General features: G+C 34.3%; 28 protein-coding genes, 1 tRNA gene and 1 pseudogene. 9 read left to right on the top strand and 21 right to left on the bottom strand.

The window, feature by feature from the left end:
• The 6 genes and pseudogenes from PERMA_RS10075 to PERMA_RS10050 all read left to right on the top strand — a co-directional run.
• A pseudogene (locus tag PERMA_RS10075) lies at window positions 1-225 on the top strand (co-chaperone GroES); the annotation flags it as partial.
• Between the two features lie 28 nt (window positions 226-253).
• Complete coding sequence (groL, locus tag PERMA_RS10070; RefSeq protein WP_012675748.1) at window positions 254-1,891, top strand: chaperonin GroEL; 1,638 nt, start codon at window positions 254-256, stop codon at window positions 1,889-1,891.
• A 225-nt stretch (window positions 1,892-2,116) separates the two neighbouring features.
• A complete protein-coding gene (locus PERMA_RS10065; RefSeq protein ID WP_012676862.1) occupies window positions 2,117-2,455 on the top strand; it encodes a P-II family nitrogen regulator in 339 nt (112 codons plus the stop codon).
• A 31-nt stretch (window positions 2,456-2,486) separates the two neighbouring features.
• The gene (locus PERMA_RS10060; protein ID WP_012676138.1) at window positions 2,487-3,785 is read left to right on the top strand and encodes an ammonium transporter; all 1,299 of its coding nucleotides are present in this window, start codon (window positions 2,487-2,489) and stop codon (window positions 3,783-3,785) included.
• A 49-nt stretch (window positions 3,786-3,834) separates the two neighbouring features.
• Complete coding sequence (locus PERMA_RS10055; protein ID WP_012676811.1) at window positions 3,835-4,830, top strand: outer membrane beta-barrel protein; 996 nt, start codon at window positions 3,835-3,837, stop codon at window positions 4,828-4,830.
• Window positions 4,831-4,945: 115 nt separating this feature from the next.
• On the top strand, window positions 4,946-6,679 hold the full coding sequence (locus PERMA_RS10050; RefSeq protein WP_012675740.1) for a ComEC/Rec2 family competence protein: 1,734 nt from the start codon (window positions 4,946-4,948) through the stop codon (window positions 6,677-6,679).
• Here the strand turns inward: PERMA_RS10050 and PERMA_RS10045 are convergent.
• From PERMA_RS10045 to PERMA_RS10035, 3 genes are read right to left on the bottom strand one after another with little or no spacing between them, the layout of a single operon-like run.
• The gene (locus tag PERMA_RS10045) at window positions 6,673-6,972 is read right to left on the bottom strand and encodes a hypothetical protein (RefSeq protein ID WP_012675279.1); all 300 of its coding nucleotides are present in this window, start codon (window positions 6,970-6,972) and stop codon (window positions 6,673-6,675) included. The genes PERMA_RS10050 and PERMA_RS10045 overlap by 7 nt on opposite strands.
• Before the next feature lie 14 nt (window positions 6,973-6,986).
• On the bottom strand, window positions 6,987-7,538 hold the full coding sequence (locus tag PERMA_RS10040; RefSeq protein ID WP_015898967.1) for a class I SAM-dependent methyltransferase: 552 nt from the start codon (window positions 7,536-7,538) through the stop codon (window positions 6,987-6,989).
• Entirely contained in the window at window positions 7,525-8,061 is a 537-nt protein-coding gene (locus PERMA_RS10035; RefSeq protein ID WP_012675441.1) for a KdsC family phosphatase, read from the bottom strand. Before PERMA_RS10035 ends, PERMA_RS10040 begins: the two co-directional genes overlap by 14 nt.
• 133 nt (window positions 8,062-8,194) lie before the next feature.
• On the opposite strand from PERMA_RS10035, the gene PERMA_RS10610 reads away from it, so the two are divergent.
• Window positions 8,195-8,581: a DUF2730 family protein gene (locus PERMA_RS10610; RefSeq protein WP_012676269.1), complete on the top strand. Its 387-nt coding sequence runs from the start codon at window positions 8,195-8,197 to the stop codon at window positions 8,579-8,581.
• On the opposite strand, the gene PERMA_RS10605 is transcribed toward PERMA_RS10610, so the two are convergent.
• Entirely contained in the window at window positions 8,582-9,856 is a 1,275-nt protein-coding gene (locus PERMA_RS10605; protein ID WP_049756075.1) for a L,D-transpeptidase family protein, read from the bottom strand. It lies immediately after the preceding gene.
• Window positions 9,857-9,883: 27 nt separating this feature from the next.
• On the opposite strand from PERMA_RS10605, the gene folK reads away from it, so the two are divergent.
• Entirely contained in the window at window positions 9,884-10,369 is a 486-nt protein-coding gene (gene folK / locus PERMA_RS10020; protein WP_012676378.1) for a 2-amino-4-hydroxy-6-hydroxymethyldihydropteridine diphosphokinase, read from the top strand.
• Here folK and PERMA_RS10015 read toward each other — a convergent pair.
• The 4 genes from PERMA_RS10015 to PERMA_RS10000 all read right to left on the bottom strand — a co-directional run bounded on the left by PERMA_RS10015 (window position 10,370) and on the right by PERMA_RS10000 (window position 11,796).
• Window positions 10,370-10,445: transfer RNA gene (locus PERMA_RS10015), tRNA-Phe, on the bottom strand. It lies immediately after the preceding gene.
• Between the two features lie 74 nt (window positions 10,446-10,519).
• A complete protein-coding gene (locus PERMA_RS10010) occupies window positions 10,520-11,056 on the bottom strand; it encodes a Uma2 family endonuclease (protein WP_015898857.1) in 537 nt (178 codons plus the stop codon).
• Between the two features lie 63 nt (window positions 11,057-11,119).
• On the bottom strand, window positions 11,120-11,533 hold the full coding sequence (locus PERMA_RS10005; RefSeq protein WP_012676115.1) for a DUF86 domain-containing protein: 414 nt from the start codon (window positions 11,531-11,533) through the stop codon (window positions 11,120-11,122).
• Complete coding sequence (locus PERMA_RS10000; RefSeq protein WP_041530951.1) at window positions 11,467-11,796, bottom strand: nucleotidyltransferase domain-containing protein; 330 nt, start codon at window positions 11,794-11,796, stop codon at window positions 11,467-11,469. Before PERMA_RS10000 ends, PERMA_RS10005 begins: the two co-directional genes overlap by 67 nt.
• A gap of 163 nt (window positions 11,797-11,959) precedes the next feature.
• On the opposite strand from PERMA_RS10000, the gene PERMA_RS09995 reads away from it, so the two are divergent.
• Window positions 11,960-12,574: a Uma2 family endonuclease gene (locus PERMA_RS09995; RefSeq protein WP_012675209.1), complete on the top strand. Its 615-nt coding sequence runs from the start codon at window positions 11,960-11,962 to the stop codon at window positions 12,572-12,574.
• A 25-nt stretch (window positions 12,575-12,599) separates the two neighbouring features.
• On the opposite strand, the gene PERMA_RS09990 is transcribed toward PERMA_RS09995, so the two are convergent.
• The 13 genes from PERMA_RS09990 to PERMA_RS09930 all read right to left on the bottom strand — a co-directional run bounded on the left by PERMA_RS09990 (window position 12,600) and on the right by PERMA_RS09930 (window position 25,574).
• Window positions 12,600-13,790 carry an O-antigen ligase family protein gene (locus PERMA_RS09990; RefSeq protein WP_012676515.1) on the bottom strand — a complete coding sequence of 397 codons (1,191 nt, stop codon included), beginning with the start codon at window positions 13,788-13,790 and terminating at the stop codon, window positions 12,600-12,602.
• Window positions 13,775-14,584 (bottom strand): ComEC/Rec2 family competence protein, encoded by an 810-nt coding sequence (locus PERMA_RS09985; protein ID WP_012675916.1) that lies wholly within the window; start codon window positions 14,582-14,584, stop codon window positions 13,775-13,777. Before PERMA_RS09985 ends, PERMA_RS09990 begins: the two co-directional genes overlap by 16 nt.
• On the bottom strand, window positions 14,554-15,051 hold the full coding sequence (locus PERMA_RS09980) for a VanZ family protein (RefSeq protein ID WP_012676794.1): 498 nt from the start codon (window positions 15,049-15,051) through the stop codon (window positions 14,554-14,556). Before PERMA_RS09980 ends, PERMA_RS09985 begins: the two co-directional genes overlap by 31 nt.
• Entirely contained in the window at window positions 15,048-16,478 is a 1,431-nt protein-coding gene (locus tag PERMA_RS09975) for a sugar transferase (RefSeq protein ID WP_041530950.1), read from the bottom strand. The genes PERMA_RS09980 and PERMA_RS09975 overlap by 4 nt, the downstream gene beginning before the upstream one ends.
• 50 nt (window positions 16,479-16,528) lie before the next feature.
• Window positions 16,529-17,503: a UDP-glucose 4-epimerase GalE gene (gene galE / locus PERMA_RS09970; RefSeq protein WP_012676725.1), complete on the bottom strand. Its 975-nt coding sequence runs from the start codon at window positions 17,501-17,503 to the stop codon at window positions 16,529-16,531.
• A gap of 162 nt (window positions 17,504-17,665) precedes the next feature.
• On the bottom strand, window positions 17,666-18,067 hold the full coding sequence (locus tag PERMA_RS09965; RefSeq protein WP_012676259.1) for a type II toxin-antitoxin system VapC family toxin: 402 nt from the start codon (window positions 18,065-18,067) through the stop codon (window positions 17,666-17,668).
• The gene (locus tag PERMA_RS09960) at window positions 18,068-18,286 is read right to left on the bottom strand and encodes a DUF2281 domain-containing protein (RefSeq protein WP_012675408.1); all 219 of its coding nucleotides are present in this window, start codon (window positions 18,284-18,286) and stop codon (window positions 18,068-18,070) included.
• A 126-nt stretch (window positions 18,287-18,412) separates the two neighbouring features.
• Window positions 18,413-19,843, bottom strand: a complete 1,431-nt coding sequence (locus PERMA_RS09955) for a mannose-1-phosphate guanylyltransferase/mannose-6-phosphate isomerase (protein WP_012676050.1) — start codon at window positions 19,841-19,843, stop codon at window positions 18,413-18,415.
• A gap of 47 nt (window positions 19,844-19,890) precedes the next feature.
• Window positions 19,891-21,000: a glycosyltransferase family 4 protein gene (locus PERMA_RS09950; protein ID WP_015898985.1), complete on the bottom strand. Its 1,110-nt coding sequence runs from the start codon at window positions 20,998-21,000 to the stop codon at window positions 19,891-19,893.
• A gap of 7 nt (window positions 21,001-21,007) precedes the next feature.
• Entirely contained in the window at window positions 21,008-22,033 is a 1,026-nt protein-coding gene (gene gmd / locus PERMA_RS09945) for a GDP-mannose 4,6-dehydratase (RefSeq protein ID WP_012676863.1), read from the bottom strand.
• A gap of 127 nt (window positions 22,034-22,160) precedes the next feature.
• Entirely contained in the window at window positions 22,161-22,982 is an 822-nt protein-coding gene (locus PERMA_RS09940; protein ID WP_012676888.1) for a sulfotransferase family protein, read from the bottom strand.
• Complete coding sequence (locus PERMA_RS09935; protein WP_012675946.1) at window positions 22,951-24,291, bottom strand: O-antigen ligase family protein; 1,341 nt, start codon at window positions 24,289-24,291, stop codon at window positions 22,951-22,953. Before PERMA_RS09935 ends, PERMA_RS09940 begins: the two co-directional genes overlap by 32 nt.
• Complete coding sequence (locus PERMA_RS09930; RefSeq protein WP_015899028.1) at window positions 24,288-25,574, bottom strand: oligosaccharide flippase family protein; 1,287 nt, start codon at window positions 25,572-25,574, stop codon at window positions 24,288-24,290. The genes PERMA_RS09935 and PERMA_RS09930 overlap by 4 nt, the downstream gene beginning before the upstream one ends.
• Window positions 25,575-25,577 lie beyond the last annotated feature (3 nt).

Below are 25,577 nucleotides of genomic sequence, written 5' to 3'. Positions count from 1 at the left end.
CCCTCAGGAATCATAATCCCTGATACAGCAAAGGAAAAACCATCAGAAGGAGAAGTTGTGGCTGTTGGTGAAGGAAGACTTCTTGAAAATGGTGAGATAGCACCATTAAAAGTCAAGGTTGGTGATAAAGTTATATACAGTAAGTATGCCGGAAATGAGTTTGTTGTTGATGGTGAGGAGCTTATCGTATTAAGAGAAGACGATATTCTCGCTATTGTAGAGTAATAAAAAAAAATAAAGGAGGTGGACATAGATGGCAGGAAAGATGATAGTTTACGGTGATGAGGCAAGATCAAAACTGAAAGCCGGTGTTGATAAATTAGCAAACGCCGTTAAAGTAACTCTTGGACCAAGAGGAAGAGAGGTTATTCTTGAGAAAAAATGGGGATCACCAGCTGTAACAAAAGACGGTGTTTCAGTTGCTAAGGAGATAGAGCTTACAGATCCACTTGAGAACATGGCTGCTCAGCTTGTTAAAGAGGTTGCATCAAAAACAGCCGATGTTGCCGGTGATGGTACAACAACAGCTACAATACTCACACAGGCTATATACACAGAAGGTCTTAAAGCTATAGCATCAGGTGCAAACCCTGTATATGTAAAAAGAGGAATAGATGAGGCTGTTAAGCTTGTTGTTGACGAACTTAAGAAGATGTCAAAAGAGGTCAGCGGAAGAACTGAGATAGAGCAGGTTGCAACAATCTCAGCTAACAACGATCCTGAGATCGGTAAGATCATAGCTGATGCTATGGAAAAGGTAGGAAAGGACGGTGTTATAACTGTTGAAGAATCAAAAACATCTGAGACAACACTTGAAGTTGTTGAAGGTATGCAGTTTGATAGAGGATACCTCTCACCATACTTTGTAACAAATCCTGAAAAGATGGAAGCTGTTTTAGAAAACCCATACATCCTTATATACGAGAAGAAGATAAGCAATATAAGAGAGCTTTTACCTGTTCTTGAAAAGGTTGTTCAGACAAACAGACCTCTCCTGATAATAGCTGAGGATGTTGAAGGTGAAGCACTTGCCACACTCGTTGTTAACAACATAAAAGGTGTTCTGAAGGTATGTGCTGTTAAAGCTCCAGGATTTGGTGAGAGAAGAAAGGCTATGCTCCAGGATATAGCAATACTCACAGGTGGACAGGCTATAACTGAGGATCTTGGAATTAAACTTGAAAACGTTGATATTGATATGTTAGGTCAGGCTGACAAGGTTGTTGTTGATAAGGACAACACAACAATAATAGGTGGAAAAGGAAATCCTGAGGATATTAAAGCAAGAATAGAGCAGATTAAGGCTCAGATAGAGACAACAACATCAGACTACGACAGAGAGAAATTACAGGAGAGACTTGCAAAACTCTCTGGAGGAGTTGCTATTATTAGAGTTGGAGCTGCAACAGAAGCTGAACTGAAAGAGAAGAAGGACAGAGTTGATGACGCTGTTCACGCTACAAAGGCTGCTGTTGAGGAAGGAATAGTTCCTGGTGGTGGTGTTGCACTTTACAGAGCCTCAAGAGTTCTCTGTGATATAAAAGAGGAAAACACAGACAAAAAATGGGGAATAGATATTGTTAGAAACGCATGTAAGGTTCCATTAAAGCAGATCGCTTACAATGCAGGATTTGATGGATCTGTTGTGTTAGAAAAAGTTAAAGCTAATGAGGATGTGAACTACGGATTTGACGCTGCAACAGGTGAGTATGTTGATATGATAAAAGCCGGTATTATAGACCCAACTAAGGTTGTGAGAATTGCTATACAGAACGCAGCTTCAATAGCTGGAACAATGCTCACAGCTGAGGCTCTTGTTGCTGAAATCCCTGAGAAGGAAGAGAAAACTCCAGGTGGAGCTGGAGCAGGAATGGAAGAGATGGGCTTCTAAGAAGCCCCTTTAAGATAGACCAGAGCCCCCTTTAAGGGGGCTTTTTTATTTTATGCACATTATATGTTCATCTCACCTCTCACAATGCATAAAATTGGTGCATCACAAACTGTTTAAAAACCCTGTAATATCCCCTCACTATTAACTATCAATAACTCTCCCCTTTTGGTACGCTTTTTGCCTTTTTATCCTGGAGGTTTTCAATAGATAAAAGGAGGTCTGGTTATGAAAAAGATTGAGGCTATTATCAAGCCTTTCAAACTTGATGAAGTAAAGGATGCTGTTTCTGAGATAGGAACATTCGGTATCACAGTTACTGAGGTTAAAGGTTTTGGAAGGCAGAAAGGACATACAGAACTCTACAGGGGAGCTGAGTATGTTATTGATTTCCTTCCAAAGATAAAGATTGAGATCGTTGTTGATGACTCAATGGTTGAGAAGGTTGTTGAGGCTATTATGAACGCTGCAAGAACAGGAAAGGTAGGTGATGGAAAGATATTTATAACACCTGTTGAAGATGCTGTAAGAATAAGAACGGGAGAGAGAGGCGTTGAGGCTCTTTAAAAAATATCTATCAGTCAAAGGAGGTTATGTAATGAATATCAGATTATTGGCTCTTTTCAGCAGTTTGATTCCTGCAGTATCTTTCGCTGAAGAGGCGAAACTTGATACAGGTGACACAGCATGGATGATAGTTGCTACAGCATTTGTTGTTCTTATGTCCATAGGTGGTCTTACACTTTTCTACGGGGGAATGACAAGAACAAAAAATATACTTAACACAGTTATGATGGTTTTCCTCGCCTATGCAACAGCCACTGTAGTATGGGTCTTATGGGGATACTCACTTGCGTTTACAGATGGAGAGGGAGCTATTTACAGTTTTGTTGGTGATCTCAGTAAGATACTCCTCTCAGGTATAAGTTATACAGATCTTAGCGGAACATATCCGGAGTTTGTTTTTATAGCATTTCAGGGAACATTTGCTGCAATAACTGTAGCCCTTATATCCGGTGCTGCTATTGAAAGGATGAAGTTCTCAACATGGCTTATATTTGTTGTTTTATGGGTTACTGCTGTTTATGCTCCTATAGCCCACGTTGTCTGGGGTGGTGGTTTCCTTTTTGATGCTGGAGCTCTTGATTTCGCAGGTGGAACTGTTGTTCATATAAATGCAGGGGTTGCAGGACTTGTTCTTGCTATTCTTCTTGGAAAGAGAAAGGATTACGGTAAAACAGCTATCCTTCCTTCTTCGGTGATCCTCACATTAGTTGGAGCTGCTCTCCTGTGGTTTGGATGGTTTGGTTTCAATGCTGGTTCTGCTTTTGGAGCGAATGATGTTGCAGGTGTTGCACTTTTAACTACAAATGTTGCAACAGCTATGGGTGTTATCTCATGGACATTAACAGAATGGATAGTGGCTAAAAAGCCTACACTTCTCGGTGCTGCTTCAGGTGCGATTGCTGGACTTGTTGCCATAACACCTGCTGCAGGTTTTGTTGATGCTAAAGGTGCCATTATAATAGGTCTCGTTGCTGGTGTAGTTGGATGGTTTGGAGTTTTTGTTCTCAAGAAGGCTCTTGGTTATGATGACTCCCTTGATGCTTTTGGTATTCACGGACTTGCTGGAATATGGGGTGCTATAGCAACAGGATTCTTTGCTCTCCAATCGCTTGCATGGGATGGAAGTCCTCTTAAGGATAATGGGGATAGAATAGCACAGATAATGGTTCAGATAGAGTCTGTAGTGTTTACTATTATATATACCGCTATTGCTACAGCTGTTGTTTACCTTATAGCTTCTGTTCTCACTAAAGGTGGAAGGGTTGATGACGAAACAGAAACTATGGGTCTTGATGAAGCTGTCCACGGTGAAAGAGGATTCAACCTTTAAATCTGATAAAATCTTTAACTAAATTAAATAAAATCTCAGGAGGTTAAGTATGAGAAGATTTTTAGGAAGTCTCGCAGCAGCCGGGTTATTAGCAGGAGCTGCTTCTGCAGGAAGTATTACAGTTGCAAACTCAAACATTGAGATGTCAGGTGCTGTAACAGCAGGTTATTTTTATGTAACAAATGAAGGGGCTGGAAACAACAACGACTATTTCACAGTTTCCAACTTCTCCGTCGGATTAAAATCAAAGGACAAGGGAACTATCGGATTTGTAAGTTATTTTGGGTCTAACACATGGGATGGTCTCCTTGGAAGAACAACAAACAAGTTTAAGGTCAAATATGCCTGGGTTTCTATAAATCCTGTAGAAGGTCTTACTGTAGATGCAGGTCTCTTAACAACGAATATAGGTTATGAACTCTATCACTCTTATGACAATCTTAACTACACATTCGGTATGGTGTGGAACGCACAGCCTGTTACATACCCAGGTGCAAGGGTTACATACTCTGTAGCTGAAGGAATTGATGTCTATGCTGAGTACAATCAGGACGGTACATACGGACAGAGTGATTCTTTAGCTATCGGGTCTATAGGATCTGTAGGTGGAATAGATTATGCTGTTTCTTACTATGATGGAAATGCAACACAGAATCTTATAGATGTTGTTCTTGGGTACTCATTAGCTGGAATGGATGTAGGTCTTAACCTTGACTACCACTGGAAAGATGATGCAACAAAAACAGCCGGACAGGATGATACCGCATATGGTATAGCGATATACCTCAACCCGGCAGTTGCAGCTAACATAACTGTACCTGTAAGACTTGAGTATGTAAACCAGGGTACAAGCGGGATATACGGTGGTATAGGCGATTCTGCTTATTCAGTAACTGTTACGCCTACTTACAAGCCTACAGATAACACATATGTGAGATGTGAGATCGCATACGTTTCAACTGATGCGAAGGCTTTTGCTGATGACAAAGGAAATCCAAAGGACAACAAAACATTCATAGGATTTGAAGCTGGATTCCTCTTTTAATATATGGGGCTTTTGCCCCTTTTTATCTCCTGCTGATGCTGAACTCATCATCTTTGAAGGGCTTTTTGCCCTTTCCTTGATCTGATCTTAAATTAAAAATAAAAATGGTTTTATTTTGTATGCCCCTTTTATACTTCCCTTTATATTTCTTGTAGCCGGTGTTATTTTTCATAAGTTCACCGGGATTACTCTGTCTATCTTTTTACCTGCAGTACTCTTTTTTGTTTCTGTTCTGTTCAGAGGTATTACAGGCTATATCTTATTTCTTATCTCTATCTTTCTGACAGGTATTTTTATATCTGAGGTTTCTGAGTTAAAACCTTTTAAAAGGAACGGTGCTTTTATAAGCTGTGAGATCTCTTCAGTCCCAAAGTATATGAGAAGCAGGATATACTTCAGATGCAGGGTTTCAGATTCTGATATCAGATCCATAAAGGGAGAGCAGATTAATGTTGTTTTAAAAACTGAAGATCCATTTTCAGAAGATATATTCTACAGTTACAGGATATCCTTTTTAGGTTTTTTAGTATCAGACGGTAAAAGGATCACAGCTTATCCCACTGATGGATTTTTGAAGGTTGAAAGTAGAGGTGGTATATTTTCATACATCTGGGATTTTAAAAGATTTTCTGTAATGAGCTTCAGGGAGAAAACCGGGGATGATGAGCTTTTCTCACTCGGCCTTGCACTTATATTTGGTGAAAAGGGTTTTCTTGATAGGGATATTAAAAATATATTTATAGATTCAGGGCTGACACATCTACTTGCAATATCAGGTCTCCATATAGCCGTTATAGTTTCAATACTTTTTTTCATATTTTCATTTCTCGGTAAAAGAGCTGTTTATACAGTTTCTGCTTTTGTTCTTTCAATATACCCTTTGTTTACAGGCCTCCATATACCGGTTTTAAGAGCTTCAATAATGGGTCTTATGTATATCCTCTCAAAACTCAGATACATAGAGATAAACTCTATGAATATACTGTTTTTTGTCGCTTTCATTGTTGTTCTTATCTCACCATACTCAATATTTTCACCAAGTTTTCAGCTTTCATTTATAGCTGTCTTCGGTATACTGATCTCTCTCAGGTATATAGTTTTTGAAGGAAAGAACAGATACTGGAGTGTAGTTTACTCAGCCTTTATGATATCTCTAATCGCCGTTCTTTTTACTATGCCTGTTGTTATATACCATTTTGGAAAGTTTTCCCCTGTCTCTGTTATTTCCACCCCTGCTGGTATGATATTCCTTTATCCTTACCTTTTCTTCTCTGTTATAAACCTTTTTACATTTTTCAGTATTGAGCCATTTATCTATATCATGAATATCTCTGGCAAACTTTTTATAAAAACAGCTGAGATATTTGACAGTTTTGATCTCTTTTCATCAGGCTACAGCCCTTCTTTTCTGTCAGTTTTCCTGTATACAGCTTTACTATCTGCTCTTATTCTGGTAAGGATGAATATATACAAGAAGTTGATATCTGTGATAATTCTTATTTTTGTATTTCTTAATATCTCAAAAACGGATATTGTTGGATACAGGGTTTACAGTTTTAAAGGTGTTAAAAGACCAGATATAATACTGATCACAGATGACAGGAGATGTTTTGTTTACTGGAAAAATGAGAGATACAGGATAAACATCCTTATGGACAGATATGCCTGTAGAAAAAGGTATCTTTTTGTTCAGAGAAACAGATATTTTGATGGTTTTGATGATTATATCACCCCTTCTGATGAAAAGGATGGCGTGTATCTAAAGGAGTATAAAACAGGACTGTTTATAAGATTTAAGGATATCTCTTTTTTTATCAGGAATAGGGATGTGGTTTATAACTTTCAGTAATTTGTGAAGTACACATAAGAGAAATAAACGGCAGCTGCAAGTGAGATGAGAAATATAAGTTTTGATAGAAGTTTAAACGCCATACCTGCTGCCCTTGCTAAAAGCAGAACCAGAACTATAGTTATGGCTATCAGAGCATAGGTTCCCTCATCTGTCTGGAGCATATTTTTTGCGGGCTGGGGAAGTATTTTTTCAAGACTTTTCTTTATCTCACTTTTTTTCTCCTCAAGACCTTTCTCTATCTTTTTCTTTATCTCCTCCTTATCCGTTTTATAAAGATCCTCAAGAGCCATCTTAAATTCCCCCTTTAACACCTTTTTATCCCTACAAGTGAAGCTGTGTAGGAGATCTCACCTGTAGGTTTTCTTTTTTTCTTTTCCTCATAGAATAATATATGGAGTTTTAAGAAGCTGTGAAGAAGCTCGTTTTCCCTCAGAAGGTAATCTTTTTTCATCTGGGTATCATCTTCTAAAAGGAATGTCTCAAAAATTAAAACACCATCTTTTTTAAGTCCTTCTATTATCTGTGGAAATAGTCTTCTGTTTAGATAGTTAATGTTCAGTATAAGATCGTATCTCTCCTCTGGAATACTGAAAAAATCAAGATCCTCCTGAATAACATTTATGTTCTTATGGAGATTTTTCAGTTTCTCGACTGCAACATCTGAAAGCTCAACAGCATCAACCTCAAATCCCTTTTCTGCAAGAAAAAGGCTGTTTCTCCCAAGTCCTGCAGCTATGTCAAGGGCTTTACCCTTTCTTGATAATCTGTAGAACTTTTTGAGTATCTGGGAAGGCTCTTTCCATGGAAACTCTTCCTCAGTATACCTTCTGTTCCATTTTTCCCTATCTGCTTCCATCTCCTAAAAAATCCTTTATAGCTTTTTCTAATTTTCCCTGAAAGTTTAAGATAAGCTCTGCGAGCTCTCTAACAGCACCATCTCCCCCATCCTTCTCTGTTATGTATATACATTCCTTTTTCACAAGATCAGGGGCTGATGGAACTGTTGCAGGGAACCCTACCTTCCTCAGAACAGGAAGATCGTTATAGTCGTCTCCTATATACAGAGCTTCCTCATCTTTAAATCTGTACTTATCTTTAAGGCTTTTATATATCTTCAGCTTGTTGTCAGCATTCTGTGCTATCTCTGATATCTTAAGCTCTTTAGCCCTTTTTATGACTATGTCTGAGTTTCTTCCTGTTATTATGGCTGTTTTTATACCTGCTCTGTGTAAAAGAGCTATCCCAAGACCATCTTTGACAGAAAAATTTTTGAGCTCATTTCCCATGTTGTCATATATTATCTTTCCATCTGTAAGGACACCATCAACATCCATAATAAACCATTTTATTTTCTGGGCTTTATGTTTTAATATTTTCATTTGACACCGTATGGTAAATAGTGATTTAATTAATTATATTCATTTGTGAAAGGTTGTTCAAAGTTAACTGTCTCTATTATTTAAGTTTATTTTTTTAATTAACGAAAAATAAAAAAAAGGAGGTCTTTAAGTTATGAAAAGGTTTTTTAAGGTGGGAGCTGTAATAGGGATATCTGCTCTCATTCTAACGGGATGCGCAACAAAAGATTATGTAGATGAGCAACTGGCACCGGTTAAGGAAAAGGTATCGTCTCTTGAAGATAGATTAAACTCTCTTGAAAATCAGATAAAATCTCTCAAGGATAAGGCAGATCTCAATGCTAAAGAGATTGAGGCTATCAAGAGAGAGCATGCTGATATAAAAGCACAGCTTGAGAGACTTGACAGAATTGATGAGAAGGCAACAGATGCTTACAATAAAGCTGTTGCTAATGAGCAGGCTATAAGAGATCTTGAAGAAAAACTCAAGAGACAGTCTGTAAATCTTGAAAGGGTTTTAAAGAAAGGAATTAGAAAATAATCAGTAGAGGGGGATGACGTATCCCCTTCTTTCCTTCTCAAGGTACGATATAAAGTTTTTGTTCAGTAACACCCCTTTCTGTGAAAGTTCGTCTAATAGTTTTTTTCTGCTTTCTCTATCAAGCTCATAGATCTCAATATAAACATGCCTGTTTTTAAATATCTTGTAATTCTTTTCATAGATATGAACTTTTGTTCCTGTCTCAACAAGATCAAAAAGAGCCTCAACATCCTCGTTGTACATCCTTATACATCCGTGGCTAACCTTCATACCTATACCAAATCTCTTACTTGTTCCGTGGAGGAGGTATGTTGTGTTACTAAGTCTCATAGCCCTTGTTCCAAGTGGGTTGTTAGGACCTGGTGGAACTATATCTGGAAGAGAAGGATCTTCTTCCTTAATATTGTCCGGAACATACCAGGCCGGATTTTTTCTCTTTTCTGATATGAAGAAATCTCCTATAGGAGATCTGTTCTCATCGGTTCCTATCCCGACAGGGATAGATATAACGTAAGGGTCATCATCTATGATAACAGGGTAGTAAAGCCTCTTTTCTGAAAGATTGAGATATATCTCACCAAAGTTAAACTCCTTTTCGGGTAAAAGTCTCTTCCTTGGGATGAGAACTACCATACCTTTCTGGACATCAAAAGGATCTATATGTGGGTTTGCAACCCTTATCTCATCATACCCAAGATCAAGCTCCTTTGCTATCTCTATAAGTGTTGTATTTTTCTTTACCCTGTAAAGGCTGTTTTCACCTATTATGTTTCCATATTTCAGCTTGAATATATTTATGTTTGGTTTGAATCTTTTAAATCTCTCGTCATGTATAAAAAATGGAGGGGAAGATCTAAAAAGATTTGAGAATCTTTTTTTTATGATTTTCAGCCTTCTTCTGTCCTTCTTCTCCACAAAAAGATTGTTTGCAAGCTGGAAGATCTTAAGCTTTATATCCCTTGATATATTCTGTCTGTCAGCCCAGATAAGATGGTCAAAAAGCTCTTTTCTCCTGTACATTCTGTAGTAAGATACAGCTATCATCTCAATGATGATATCCCTTTTTATATCCTTTTTTCTGTGGAGCTTCAGATATTTTTTTCCCTCTTTTACAGCAACTGAGAATATACCCTCATTGAATGCTTTAAGTGCAAGGTTAAAGCTGTCCTCAGACTTCTCCTTCCTTACTTCCTTATAGGCATCCTCAATAAGATCATCAATGGTTACTGCGAAACTGCTGAAAATATTAGTAAGCAGAACTGTTAAAATAATCATATAAACCATAGATAAAATTTTAACATTATGAGGATTAAAAGGATATTCTTAGGGCTTGGAAGCAATATTGGAGACAGAAAGGGGAATATACTGAAAGCTGTCCGTATGATCGGTGAGAAGGTTAAGATTGAAAAGATAGGAGGTATATACATATCAAAAGCTGTAGGCTTTGAGGATCAGCCTGATTTTTACAACACAGCTATCTCAGGTTTTACAGATCTTCCACCTGAAGAGCTTTTTTTATTTTTGAAGGAGATTGAGAAAAAGGTAGGCAGAATAGAAAGATTCAGATGGGGTCCAAGGGAGATAGATATAGATATACTTTTTTACGGGGATGAGATTATTGAAAAAAGAGAGCTTACAATCCCCCATCCAAGACTACATGAGAGGGATTTTGTTCTAAAGCCTCTGATAGATATAGATCCTGATTTTGTACATCCTATTTTTAATAAGAGCCTAAGAGATATATATGAGGATCTGAAGGAGAGATCTGTGATAGGAAAGATTTTATAATGGTGGCCAAGGGCGGAATCGAACCGCCGACACCGCGGTTTTCAGCCGCGTGCTCTACCAACTGAGCTACCTGGCCACACATATTCTGGATTAAATAGTTTATATCCGAAAACAGCTCTTGTCAAGATTTTATACTACTGAATAACAGTTTTAAAACAGCTTTCCAACATCAATTTTGAAACTACATCCGTTTTTAAGATGTATCTCCAGTATCCCGTCCTCTCCATCAAAATATTTATCGTATTCTCTATCAACAAGCTGAAAGACTCTTACTTTCTTAATGTCTGGATATACAAGGATATAAAAAGGCACTTTTTCTTTTTCATATATGCTGAACTTAAGATACTCGTCTTTCTGAGCTGTTGATTTTGATACAACCTCCACTACAACCTCAGGTGTTTCCTTGAGATATTCCCTGATCTCTTTACATATAACGATAAGATCAGGTCTTAAAACTGTATTTTCGTCAATTATCCAGTCAAGCTCAGGGTATACATAGCATTTTTTTGTACAGCTATCTAACTGGTTAGCGATCTGCCGGCCTAATTCCATTATGATTTTCTGGTGAATACCAAGAGGTGAAGGAGCCATAGCATAGGGGATACCCTTTATAAGTTCCCAGTCTCCTTCCCATTTCTGATAATCTTCAACTGTATATTTTGGTAAAAATTTTTCTGCAATTCCCATAATAAAAACCTCGGTGTTTATCTATTTCAAATTTATGGAATAATTCAAGTGAAATCAATAAATTTAAGGTTTCTCTTTCTCCAAAGATCTTATCAAAGCTTCAAAAGTTTTTAGTATTTCCTTTGTTCTTAATTTCTGATAAATATCTTTTGCCTGTTTTTCATCGTAAACATGAACCAGAGTGTTACGTAAAACAATAATATCAGATAAGATACCTTCAAACTCCTCGGATATAATGCCTTCTTTTAAAAGTTCTCTAAAACATGATTTTGGAGAGTTACACTCAATGCCTCTTAATCTTAAAAACTCTTTGACTGTTTTCCACATGGATTCATAAGTGTATTCAAATCTTTTAGTTGTGATCTCTACAACAAACTCTTCCTTGAAAATTTCAGGAAATAACGGATTTTCTATGATCTCTTTAAATTTTCTGTATGCTTTTTCAAATCTTTCAAAAGCTCTGGTATATCTTTCCATACCTTTCCCTTTAAGATATTTTCTATTAATTCTACATTGTTTATCCTCTTTATATCTACAAGATCAACCTCTCTCAAAATAGGTAAATTTTCTATCTGTTCTAAAATTTTTAAATACTCCTTGCTGGATAACTCATCCTTGCAATACAATGCCACATCAATGTCTGATGTTCTACCAAATTTATCTGTAAGAATTGACCCAAAAAATATAATAAGGCATCTGTCTCCAACTACATCCTGTATTGCTCTGGCGATCATGTTCATATAGTCTTCTTTTGAATATTTTTTTATCGTTAGCATTTTTTTAAGTTGTTTAAAAAGTGTTCAGTTCAAATTTATTAGAATTAAACTGAAAAATCAATAAGGTTTGAAAAGCATGTCAGTTTATTTTAAATTTAATAGAAATCTTATAATGCGAGGACTGGAAATGACAAAAGTTTTAGAAGATAAAAAAACAAAAAAGAGAAAGAGAGTTCCAAAAGAGCTTATATACGAGATGAGATACGGCTCACCGATCTACTACAGGGATTATGATAAGGTTTTATCGGGGGAGAAAACTCTGGAGGAAGTTATGGGAAGCAGTAAAATTCAGGCATGGATAATATCAACAATTTTAGAGTTTTTAGTGAAAGTTTTGGATGGTAAGAAATATAAAGTTTTCGCAAACGAGGCAGGCTTCCAGTGGGCACCAAGAACATGGAGAAATTTAGATATAGCTATTTTCAATAAGAAAAAACTTCTCAAAGAAGGACTGACAGATAAATACACAAAAACTCCTCCAGAGGTTGTGATAGAGGTTGATACAAAGGCAGATCTGAGAAAATATGGAGATATGCTTTCATACATGAAAGAAAAGATTCAAGATCTTTTAAACGCAGGTGTGAAAAAGGTTATCTGGTACACAACAGATGATAAAAAGGTTATGGTTGCAGAGAAGAATAAAAGATGGTTCATAACGGACTGGAATGATACCATTAATGTAATAGATGATATAGATCTTAACCTTGAGGATCTTTTAAAAAAAGAAGGTATAGACCTTTAAGATCTGTGATCCTGCATCAAAAAACTCAGGTTTCTGATTTACTCCTGAAATAAACCTCACCTATCTTAAACAGAAGCAGATACATTGGAAGCAGAGCATCCCAGAAGAATGTAAATATGGAGCCGATCAGATGTATTAATAGCGGTACAAATAGACCAAGAGCCAGAATATCAAAACTGTCTGTTATTCTGGCTGTCAGGAATGTTTTAAAAGCTAAATAAAATATAGCCAGTATGGCAATAAGCCCTATAACTCCTTTTTCTATGAATTCAGATATTATAAAAACTGATTCGTATCTTTGGAGTTTAGCGTGGCTGTAGTGTTTGGGAAGATAAATTGCTGATCTGACACCATGGCCTATAAGCAGATTTAAAAAACTTCCTTCTTTTAGATCATTTTTTATAATGTTTATTCCATCTAATCCTATCCCAATTCTACCGCTACTAAATCTGTTTAATGTTTCATAAGATATTTTTTCCTTTCCAAGTATTATACTGTTCAGAACTTTAAATCTCTCGTCCGTTTTTGACAGATAAGCATATCCTGATACTATGGCTATAGAAAGAAACAAATTCAGTCCCCAGAAGGCGATCTTGTTTACCAGTCTATTTTTATACATTACAAAAAAAGTAAGATAAGAGATCAAAAGAAATCCAAGTATAGGGGATCTTTTTGTAGAGATAATCAAGACAGCAAAAAATATTACAGATAGAATAAATAAAACTGAAGATACTTTTTTATTCTTTTCTTTAAAATAATAAAGCCCAACAAAAAATGAGATTAGAGTAAACATCCCATAAAACTGACCAACCTCAAACTCACCACCCCATATGGGCTTTGTTCTTCCCAATGTAATGTAGTTATAAATAACCAGTGGTATAAGTAATACGGCAATGGTTAAAAAAGTGAAGATAACCCTTTTTATACTTTCCCTATTACTGTCTATCTTCAAAAAATATAAAATCTGGAAGAGACCTTCCTCTACAGCCTTTGAGATCATTTTTGGAAAAAAGAGTGCTGTTGATATGACAGTTGTAAAACTGAATGTCAAAACAGGTATTTTCAAGCCACCGCTTAATTTTCTCTCTCTGAAAAAATCATAAAAAAGCCAAAGTATTCCTATTACCACAAAAACTTCAAATATAGATATAGATACAAAGGCTGAAATAATCAGCAGATAAATATATATTTCCTTTAGATTTATCTTTCCGGCCATAACTTCTCTCCATCAGATCTGAAATGAACTGTTCCATCTCTAAATGTGATGTATAACTTAACCCCTTTATTTACGAGCATATTTATAACTCTTTCAGATGGATAGCCCCTGATATTGTTCTTATTAATTGATATTACAGCATATTCTGGATTGACTCTGTTTAAAAATTCTTCAAGTAAAACATCATCTGCACCATGATGACCCACTTTCAGTAAATCAGCTTTAAGTTTTCTGTATTTTTTTATCAAGAATTTTTCTGTTTTTTTATTTGCATCTGCCATCAGTAATATTCTAACCTTCCCGTATATTAGCATTATTACTAAGGAGTTTTCATTCCAGTCATTGGTTAACTGTTCAGGAGACAGTACTTCCAGTGTTACTTTACCGTAAATAATTCTGTCTCCTTTTTTTAACACAGAGTATTTACCAGTTCTGAAAATCTGAGCATACCATATATAAAAATCCTTACAGTCGTTTGTGTTCAAAGACTGACCGTTATCATGTTTCTGGATTACATTTACATTCTGGATAACCGCAAAAACTCCCCCTGAGTGATCTGGATGTGGATGGGTTATTATCAATCTATCTAAAGTGTTTATATTTTTTGAGCTTAAAAATTTTACAACAGTATGACCTGTTATTAGATTCCCTGTATCTATCAGTATATTCCTGTTATCCGGTGTTACTATTAACGTAGCTTCACCTTCCCCAACGTCTATAAAAAAGATATCTAAATCTTTTCCATAAATAACACCTATAAAAATCAAGAAAACCAGTATAATCTTCCTATACATACCCCTAAAACTCCGCTTATTGAGTTGATCATAACATCTTTCAGATCACCAACTCTATTCGGTAAGAAATACTGTATCGTTTCATCAACAGCTCCAACCACGACAACTGAAAAAAGGGATAAAAAAGCTCTTTTTACAGAGTCTGTAAACTCAAAAAACTTAAAAAACATAACACCCAAAATAGCATACTGTAAAAAATGTATCCTCTCTTCAGGTCTGTCTAATGTTATGAAAAGAAAACCTATTAAAACTATAACAGGAAATAAAATCAGGAGTTTTTTTAATCTGTTTTTAAATACATAAACAATTCCAGTAACAGATATCAATAAGAGAGCATTCATTATGATGCTAAGATTTTCCTTACCTACAGAGCTGTAAAGAAAATTAACAGCATACCTGCCTACAGGAAGGGTTAAATATATCACTGTGATGTAGAGCAGTATTAAAAAAAGAAGTTTTTTATTCAATATGCTCCTTCTCTTTTTAGAACAACTTTTATCGTTTTAAATAGTATAACGATATCAAGCCATAAAGACCAGTTAAGAACATACCATGTGTCAAGTTTTACTCTAAAGTCATAATTTGTGTTACTTCTTCCACTTACTTGCCATAAACCTGTTATTCCAGGTCTTACCATGTAATAATATTCAGCATATTCCTTGTAATATTTATCGATTTCGTCTTTTATAACAGGTCTAGGTCCTACAAGACTCATATCTCCTTTTAAAACATTGAATATTTGAGGAAGCTCATCTAATGATGTTTTTCTCAAAAATTTGCCGATTCTGGTTACCCTTGGGTCATTTTTAAGCTTAAAATAAGTTTCCCATTCTTTTTTTGCTTCAGGATCGGTCTCAAGAATTTTCTGTAATCTTTCCTGAGCATCTATAAACATACTTCTGAATTTCAGAACTTTAATAGGTTTACCATTTTTACCAATACGGGTATGGGCAAAAAATACGGGACCGGGAGAGTCTAATTTTATGAGAAGTCCAATAATTCCTATAGTAGGGAGTAGTACAGGAAGCATCATAAACGAGAGAATAATATCAAAAGCTCTTTTAAAAATATGATTTAATCTAGAATCCAGATTGTTATTTATTTTTATAAGGAATATCTGTTGCATAAAAAGATGGTATAGTTCGCTATTTAATAGAGCTATCCCTTTAAGATCTGGAACTATGAAGATTCTTCTTACATATTTATGAATCTGATTTGTTAACTGGGAAAGTTTTTCTTTTTCCATAGTAGGTATGGCAACGACTACAGCTTCGATATTATGCTGATTTATAACTTTTTCAAAATCGTTGACTTTTCCCAGAATAGGAAATTTTTTGTCTTTTACATGAACAGAATCTTTTTTATAGTCGTCCAGGAATCCAACTATTCTATATCCTGTGTGCTTATCCTGCATTAAACCGGTGGCAGTATTCATCCCAGCATTTCCAGCACCTATAATGAGAAGATCTTTCTGCCAGATCCCAATTTTGTGTAAGAATCTTTTCCCATAAAGTCTAAAGATAGGAAATATAAAAATACTGTACAACCAGAGAAGAATTATAGTAAGTCTTGAGATCTGCCCTGTTATTTTACCAATAGAAACTATAGCGAAAACAACGACAGTTGCCATAGTTAAGGCTTTTACTATCTCTTTAGTTTCATCCCAGAAAGGATACCGTTTTGTATACAATCTCTCATAAGCCAGAAATATTATGTAAATAAGAGGTAACCACCAGAGCTTTAAAAAATGTGAATATTTTATATTGAAAACTATAATATCAACAGGAAGAATATTGAGAAATTTTCTCGTAAAGTAAGCCAGTGTGAGAGATACATAAAAAGAGATTATATCTATTACCAATAAAGAAATAGCAGCTCTTAAGTCTTTACCCAATCCCTAACCTTTTATTTACTTTTTAGCAGAGAAAAATTATAACACAGCCGTTAGAATTTTTTGTTTAGCTCCCAGTTCCATGCTGTTTGAATGATGTATTCAAGATCATCAAACTGCGGTATCCAGTTCAGTTTTTGTTTTAGCTTTGTACTGTCTGCTACCAAAACAGGTGGATCTCCCGGTCTCCTATCTGCTTCTTCCACCTTAAAGTCTATATCTGTTACTTTTTTTGCTGTATTTATCACTTCTCTGACAGAATATCCGTGTCCATATCCACAGTTGAAAACTTCACTTTCGCCGCCATTTAGAAGATACTCTAAAGCAAGTAAATGGGCATCTGCCAGATCGTCAACATGTATGTAATCTCTAATACATGTGCCGTCTGGCGTCGGATAATCTGTTCCAAATATTTTTATACTTTCTCTTTCACCCTTTGCCGTTTTCAGAATAAGAGGAATAAGATGTGTTTCTGGATCATGACTTTCACCTATTCTACCCTCTGGATCAGCTCCAGCTGCATTGAAATATCTTAATGAGATATACTTTAGACCTGAAGATCTGTCTAAATCCTGGAGTACTTTCTCTATAAAAGATTTTGATTGTCCGTAAGGATTTATCGGATTTATAGGGTGATCTTCAGGTATTGGTACTTTCACAGGAGTACCATAAACTGCTGCTGTGGAAGAAAAGATAAATTTATTTACTCCGTATTCGAGCATCGTTTCAAGCAGATTAAGAGTGTTTGCAGTGTTGTTCTGATAGTATTTTAGAGGTTTTTTTACAGACTCACCTACTTCAATAGATGCTGCAAAATGCATTACTGCATCTGGCTTAAAACGTTTGAAAATATCTTCTAATGCTGTTTTATTTTTCAAATCAATAACAACCAGATCGCCGTATATGACTGCTTCTTTATGTCCTTTAGATAGATTGTCTATAACAAGGATCTCGTACTTTTTCTCTCCTAAAACTTTAACTATATGGCTTCCGATATATCCGGCTCCGCCTGTAATGAGTACTTTCAAATCAATCTCCTTTTATATATTTATTTAATAAACTTACTAAATCTATATCTATTTAGACCCTTTCAAAATCTGATTTTTGGGAAGTTCCTCACCTCCGAAGAACTTTGACTTTACGAGGATCATTTCAGAAATATCTATCCTTAAAGATTCAAAAGGCATTTTTTACTCCTGCATAAGTTCTACCGGTGTTTTTCTTAACATATCAGTTTTATCAAAATCCTTGTCAAAGCTAACCAACACTAAATTATAATTTTTAGCTATGAAATACCGATAAGCATCATCAAAGTCCATGTTATATTCTTTCATAACTATTAAAACCTCTTTTAAGTTATGAGAGTCTATGGAAACTACTTTAACTCCCGAATCAATGATATCATCTAAAAAGAGATCTGCGGTTTCAAATTCTTTAAGTTTCGTTAAGATTATTATAATAGAATGTAAAGAAAAATCTGAAATAGCCAAAGACTCTCCACTATATTTATTTAGAAATTTAATCACCTCTTCTGATCTTTCCTGATTTAGTAAAGCTTCAAGCCATATATTTGTGTCCAGTAAATATTTCACCTATATATCTTCTCTCCATTCCATTGCTTTTTTTTGAAGTTCAAGAGAGGTGTAATCTTTCTTATATTTACTTAATTTTCCTACCCAGTTTAATTTTAGTTTTTTCTTCTTCTTTTCTTTCTGTAATAAGAATCTTACAAAATCCTTAACTTCTTCTCTTAAATTTGGGGGTAATTTTTCTATTAAACCGATTAATTCTTTATCTTCTAATACTTTCATAATGTTCACCATTAAACTTTCATTTATAAATCTAATTTATTGTGCATTTTACACATTTGCCAGTTTTATACTGTCAACTATATGTGTTCTTACATCAAATAGTGCAGATACTTTGTATAATGGCTTTTATTTTAAATTTCTTTTGTATTTATCATCATATCTTACTATATCATCCTCTTCTACATACTCTCCAACCTGAACCTCAATTATCTCAAGAGGTATTTTCCCAGGGTTTATAAGCCTGTGTCTTGTGGATTTTGGAACATATATACTTTCATTTTCATGTATAAAATACTCCTTAAGATTTCCTTCTTTATCTTCCAGTATAACTTTTGCTGTTCCCTTTACTACTACCCAGTGTTCGCTTCTGTGGTGATGCATCTGAAGACTTAAAGCTTCACCCGGTTTAACTGTAATTCTTTTTATTTTGTATCTTTCCCCCTTTTCAAGTTCCGTGTAGCTTCCCCACGGTCTGAAAACTGTTGTATGAAACTCTGTAAGATCTTTTGTCTCTTCACTTTCTTTTAGCTTGTTTACAATCTCTTTTACTTTTTGTCCTTCTCCTTTCTTTGCGATCAATAAAACATCATCCGTTTCAACTATTATCAGATCTTCAAGTCCTATAGTAGATATTAATCTTTTGTTTCCGAATATTAAAGATCCTTTAGTATTAACATCCAGAATATTGCCAATCTTTACATTCTGACTTTCATCTTTTTCTAACACATCATATACACTGTCCCAAGATCCAACGTCTGACCATGTTATATCAAGAGGTAAAACAACAGCTTTATCTGTTTTTTCCATAACGGCATAATCTATAGAAATGTCAGGCATATCCTCAAAGTTCATTATAACTTCCTCAAATGTCTGGTTTTCTATCTGATTATATATTTCAGGAATATGCTTTCTGAATTCTTCTAAGATCGTTTTTATACTGAAAGCGAACATTCCGCTATTCCAGTAATAATTTCCAGACATTATGTATTTTTGTGCTGTTTCCAAATCTGGTTTTTCATGAAACTGTCTGACTTTGTATGCAGTATCTATCTTATTCTGAGTATCTGCTTCTATGTAACCGTAACCGGTTTCAGGTTTTACAGGATTTATTCCAAATGTTACTATATGTCCCTTTTTTGCAAGTTCTTCAGCTTTCTTAACATATTCTACGAATTTATCATCAGGAGAAATTATATGGTCTGAAGGTGATATAAACAGAACCTCATCTTCAGAAGAACCAAGTTTATCTAATGCATATTTTACAGCCAGTGCTATGGCTGGAGCTGTATTTCTACCTATAGGCTCAAGTATTATGTGGAGTTCTTTTTCTGACAGTTCTATAATGTCGCTGATCTGGTTTTTTACATGAAATTGATAGTCGTTGTTTGTGATAATGATTAACTCATTTATATCATTAACAGCTTTCAGATTTCTTTTTATAGTTTTCTGTAATAATGTTTCATCGTCACCAAAACTTAAAAACTGTTTTGGAAATTTTTTTCTGGATAATGGAAAAAGTCTTGTACCGCTTCCCCCAGCTAAAATAATAGATTTCATTGTTTATCCTCCATTAAAGGTGCAGAGATAAAAGTAATTTATAGGTTTTAGAAAAATTCTTCAATTTTTTTGTCAATGAACTCTTTTATCTCTTTTTTAAATCTTTCTTTACTAAATCTTTCGGCATTTTTTCTGATTTTTTGGAAATCAAACTTATCTTCTACCTCTTCAAAGGTTTTTACAGCTTCTATGAGACTTTCTACTGACTGTTCTTTGAAGAATATACCGGTTTCACCATCTATAACGGTTTCAGTAGCACCACCTTTTCCAAAGGCTATTACCGGTGTTCCACATGCCTGAGCTTCTACAGGGATTATTCCGAAATCTTCTTCAGCTGCAAAAATAAAGGCTTTAGCTCTCTGCATATAATCTTTTAAAACCTCAAAAGGCTGATAACCTAATAGTTCTACATTTTTTCCGGCTTTTTTCTTTATTTTTTCAAAGTCTGGACCGTCACCGATAACAACAAGTTTTTTATCTGGTATTTTTGAAAAGGCTTCAACGATAAGGTCTACCTTCTTATAAGGAACCATTCTTGATGCTGTAAGATAAAAGTCTTCTTTTTTTGTATACAATTCAAACTTATCAACTTCTACAGGTGGATAAATGACAGTTGATTCTCTTCCGTAAACTTTCTTGATTCTTCTGGAAATATAATTTGAAATTGCTATAAAATGATCCACTCTATTTACAGTAGATAAATCCCATATTCTTATGTAATGTAATATGGTTTTTGCGATTTTTCCCTTTATTCCATAGATCAGATTAGCTTCTTTTAAATACTGATGATATAGATCCCATGCATAGCGGATTGGGGTATAACAGTAACATATATGTAGTTGATTTGCATTTGTTAATACGCCTTTTGCAACAGCGTGGGAAGAAGAAATTATTACGTCATATTCAGAAAGGTCAAACTGTTCTATAGCCAAAGGGAAGAACATTAAATAATTTCTGTATTTTGTTTCAGCTTTTGGAAGATTTTTTATAAAGGATTCTGTTACCTTCTCTAAAGGTATAGAAAGCCTGGAAACACTTTCTTTTTTTGAAAGTAAGGTATAAACATCTGACATTGGATATAGAGAGTATATTTCTTTTAAGCAATTTTCTGCACCACCTATATCTACAATCCAGTCATGTACTATGGCTGTTTTCATTTTTAGATTAAACCTCTTTTGAAACTCTTTCCAGATCAGCTTCCATCATGATTTCAACAAGTTCTTTGAATTTTGTTTTAGGTTTCCAACCGAGCTTTTCTTCGGCTTTTTTAGGGTTACCAATTAATATATCTACTTCGGCTGGTCTGTAAAATTCAGGTGAGACTTCAACAATAACTTTATTACTTTTTCTATCAATTCCTTTTGTATTAACGCCTTCACCTTTCCAAACTATATCAAAACCTGCTGCAGCTGCAGCTTTTTCTACAAACTCTCTCACTGTATGAGTTTCGCCTGTTGCAAGAACATAGTCATCAGGTTCTTCTTGTTGAAGCATAAGCCACATGCCTTCTACATACTCTTTTGCATAGCCCCAGTCTCTCTTTGCATCAAGATTTCCGAGTATAAGTTTATCCTGTAACCCATATTTAATTCTTGCGAGATGATAGGTTATCTTTCTTGTAACAAACTCAACTCCTCTAAGAGGAGATTCGTGATTAAAAAGAATTCCCGAACAGGCAAACATATTAAATGATTCTCTATAATTGACAGTTATCCAATGACCGAACAGTTTTGCCACACCATAAGGACTTCTCGGATAGAAAGGTGTTTTTTCAGTTTGGGGAATTTCCTGAACCTTTCCAAACATCTCACTAGTAGAAGCCTGATAAAATTTCGTATCAGGTTTAAACATCCTTATAGCTTCAAGCAGTCTTAGAACACCCATGGCGTCTATTTCTGATGTTAAAATAGGTTGATCAAAAGATACCCCAACAAAGCTTTGAGCTGCCAGATTGTAAACCTCATCAGGTTTTATTTTTTCAATAACTCTCATTATATTTGTTAGTTCCAATAGATCCATGTATAAAATCTTTACATCATTTTCTATACCAAGCTCTTTTAATCTCCAGTTACTTGAGTCTCCACTTCTTCTATCTGCTCCCCAAACTTCGTATCCTTTTTCTAATAAAAGTTTTGCCAGATATGCACCATCCTGTCCTCTTATACCAGTAATAAGAGCAATTTTTTTCATTTAAGTATTCCTCCAGTTTATATGTTATTATTTTTGAAATTTTAACTATTATAAATGTATATACAGCGTTTTTTAAGATGATTGAAGGTATTTTTACCATAATAATAAGCCTTTATATTTCGTAAATTTACCTATACCACATACTAAGATCCAAATTTACAAGTTTTGATGTTTTTTCTATGTCGTTTCTGAAAATTTCTTTTAGTTTCTGCTTGGTTTCTTCACTCATCTTAGGTTTCTTTTTGTACGGTTTATATAGAAGTTTTTGGACCGTTTTATTTGACTTAACTTTTCCAACAACGGTTTCTAAACCTATTTGTCTAAAAATGTTTGCTCCAGTCTTAACAATTTTTGCAACCAGAAAAGATCTTGGTTTACTCGCAGGAAGAACTTTTTCTTCGTAAGGTAAATTATCTATATAACTAACTCCTAAAAAATCAAAAATATCTTTGGCAAATTTCCTACTGTCTTTTTTTAAATCATCAAACAAGAATACACCTATTTGATGAGGTTCAAAAAGATCGTAATAAACCTTTAGATTCGGATAATAGAGACTTTTCTCTATCAATTCAGGAATTTCGTTTATAGCGATTTCAAATGGTTTTTTGGTTATACCGCTTCTGATTAAAAATAGATAGTGAGACCAAATTTTCTCAACAGGATTTCTTAATACTGTGAAGATTTTTACATCAGGTAGATCTTTTCTTATTCTTTTTGCAGCTTCAGCAGAAAATAAATAATCGTGAGATAGTTCACCAACTGCTTTACATTCCTTGGGAGCAGCTTCAAAAAAAGAAAAATACCAATCAATTCCTCTATCATAATATCTGTCAAAAAAATAGATATCTTTTATCTCTGGAACAAAAATTTCTGGATGAGCTTTAAAGATATTGTATAACCAAGAAGAACCAGATTTGTCAGGTCCTATGAATATAAAGTTTGGTTTCATAAACATTCCTCCCTAAATAAAATCCAAAACTATATATTAAACCAATTATAGATAATGAAACAAATCCAATAGCTGGTGCTGCTAAAGCGTGTCCAAAAAATGCGTTAATCAGGGTAAAGATTACCAAATATTTTGCAACGGAAAAGTGGATACTATATTTCTGGAATTTTTGTTCAAATTTATTTAATGTTCTTATTAGATGAATCCAGATTAACATATTTGTGATCAAGCCTAAAATTCCCAGTTCTGATAGAAAATGAAGATATGAATTATGAGCAGAAGTCACATCATATACATTTTCTTTGGCACTGCAAGCTATGTATATGAATTTAGGGATACCACAGAAATCCAGATCTTTATCATTATATCTTCCAAAGCCGATGCCAATAAATGAACTTGATTTGAAATCCAGTATAGCCTTTCCCCATAGAATAAGCCTATTCAATGCATTTGTGATTGCTTCATTAGTTGATAAATCTCTCGCTAAAGATTTATCTATTTCATGGGATTCTACTCTTTCTATTGTAATGGGAATAAGATAAAAAAATTCTGGGGATAGAAGACTTTTAAATCTCTCAACTCCTCTTGTTTCAGAGGCAGCAATAGCTATAATACATAATGCTAAAAAAAGAAATAGAAACTTTTTAAATTGTTTTTCAAAAAGAAAATATAAAAATATCACAGTAATAACAGCTAGTATTGCTTGTCTTGACGCAGACAGAAATAAAGGGATAAAAGCTATAAGACTTATAATATAATCTTTTCTCTCATTTTTTCTTAAGGCTTTTAGAAAGATGTATAGAAAAATTGTTCCAAAAAATGTTCCGGCTGCGGTATGAGAAGTAATAAGACCTGAAAAGTCCTTTCCGATACTTAGTATTTCTTTACCAATACCTAAACTCCATAATATAACGAACAAAAAACTGATAAAGACTACCAAATACAAGATCTTGTCCATAAATTTTATGTTTCTGAAGTTCGCATATACTAACGAAAAATATATAAGAGGAAGATAGTAAAGAAAAATTCTTCCTTCTCCTTCAAGATACTCTTTTAAAATGCCTATGTCTATTGAAAGTTCTATGCCACCTATTAGTAGTCCTGAAGAAATCCAAAGGGTATAATTTATCAAGATGAGTAAGCCAACGGGTAATATCTTGAGCTGTTTTGTTATTTTATCTGCGATAACTAGAATAATTGAAATGGATATAACTAGTAGAGAAAAAATTGTTACTAAATTAAATTTTAAGAAAAATATAGAAGCAATCATCAGAAGTAGAACAGCGTTGGTTATGTATAACTTTTTCATACTTCTCTCTTTTGTTTTATTTCTGTTTTGTATGCTTTAATTGATAAAAGCAGCAAGACCAGAAAACTAATGAAGCTAGCTATAGATGCACCTAATATGTTATATTCGGGAATTAAAATTAGATTAAGTAATATGTTCGTAGCTGAACTTACTAGCATAATTTTAAGAAACACTTTTTCTCTGTGAGACATAAGAAGAAGGGTCGCAATAACACCTACGAAAGAATTTACAAACTGTCCACTGCTTAGAATCACCAAACTGCTGTAACCTAACGTGAAATCTTTTCCAAATAACATTAGTATTTTATCACCAAATATTATAAAAGAAATTAAAATTAGAAAATTTAAAGGTATGGAAATTTTAAAAGCCCATTTTAAAATGGAAGGAATATCTTTGTACTTCTTTTCTTTTTCAATTTTTGCAAACTTAGGGGCAAGGATGTTATTTAAAGCAACAGACGGCATAGTTATAATCATAGAGATCTTAGCGACTACATAATAAATTCCAGTGTAAAAATTTGATTTAAAAAAACTGATCATTATAGTATCTATCCAGTTCATAATTAACATTAGAGATGATGCGAGTAAAAAGGGTAATGAGTATTGGATTATCTGTTTAAGTCTTTTTAAAGACAGACTACATAGGGAAGAAAAGATTCTTGAATTAATATATATTTCTTTTTTTATAATTAGAAAGCTGAGTATATAACTTAAAATTGCTGAGATTGTTATGGAAAGAACTATAAAATTAGGATTTCTATCCAAATTTGTAAATATTGCCAAAAGTAGCAAACTTATTAAAAATAGAGAAACAAAATGGAAAAAAGAGTAATAACCTGTGTATCGTAAAGCTTTCAGAAAGTTGAAGTTTATATTCAAAAGAACATAAAATATAAATCCGATAGATAGGAGAAAAACAGAAAATATGTATTCTTCCCTGTCATAAAGAAGAACAGATAAAGGCTTGCTCGCAACAAGCATAATTAATGATAGAATTGAAGAAAAGATAAATGTATATTTAATAATCTCCCAGTAGATAAAACTAATTTTGTATTTTTTCTCAGCGTTTGCAGCGACTTCTCTCAGCAAAAAGGTGTCAGATCCAAACTTTCCTAAAATACTTAAAAGCTGTAAAACTGTAAGACTGATGCCTAATATACCAGCTCCTGAAGCACCATAATATCTAGAAACATACAGAGTTAATAAAAATCCTATGATTAATCCAACTATTTTTAGAGATAGAGAAGATAAAGATTTCTTTAGAATTTCTATCTTATCAGTCATTTC

This window comes from Persephonella marina EX-H1 (assembly GCF_000021565.1).
Lineage (GTDB): Bacteria > Aquificota > Aquificia > Aquificales > Hydrogenothermaceae > Persephonella > Persephonella marina.
Note: the sequence above shows the minus strand (reverse complement) of the source record. Positions and strands in the feature narration are given on the sequence as shown.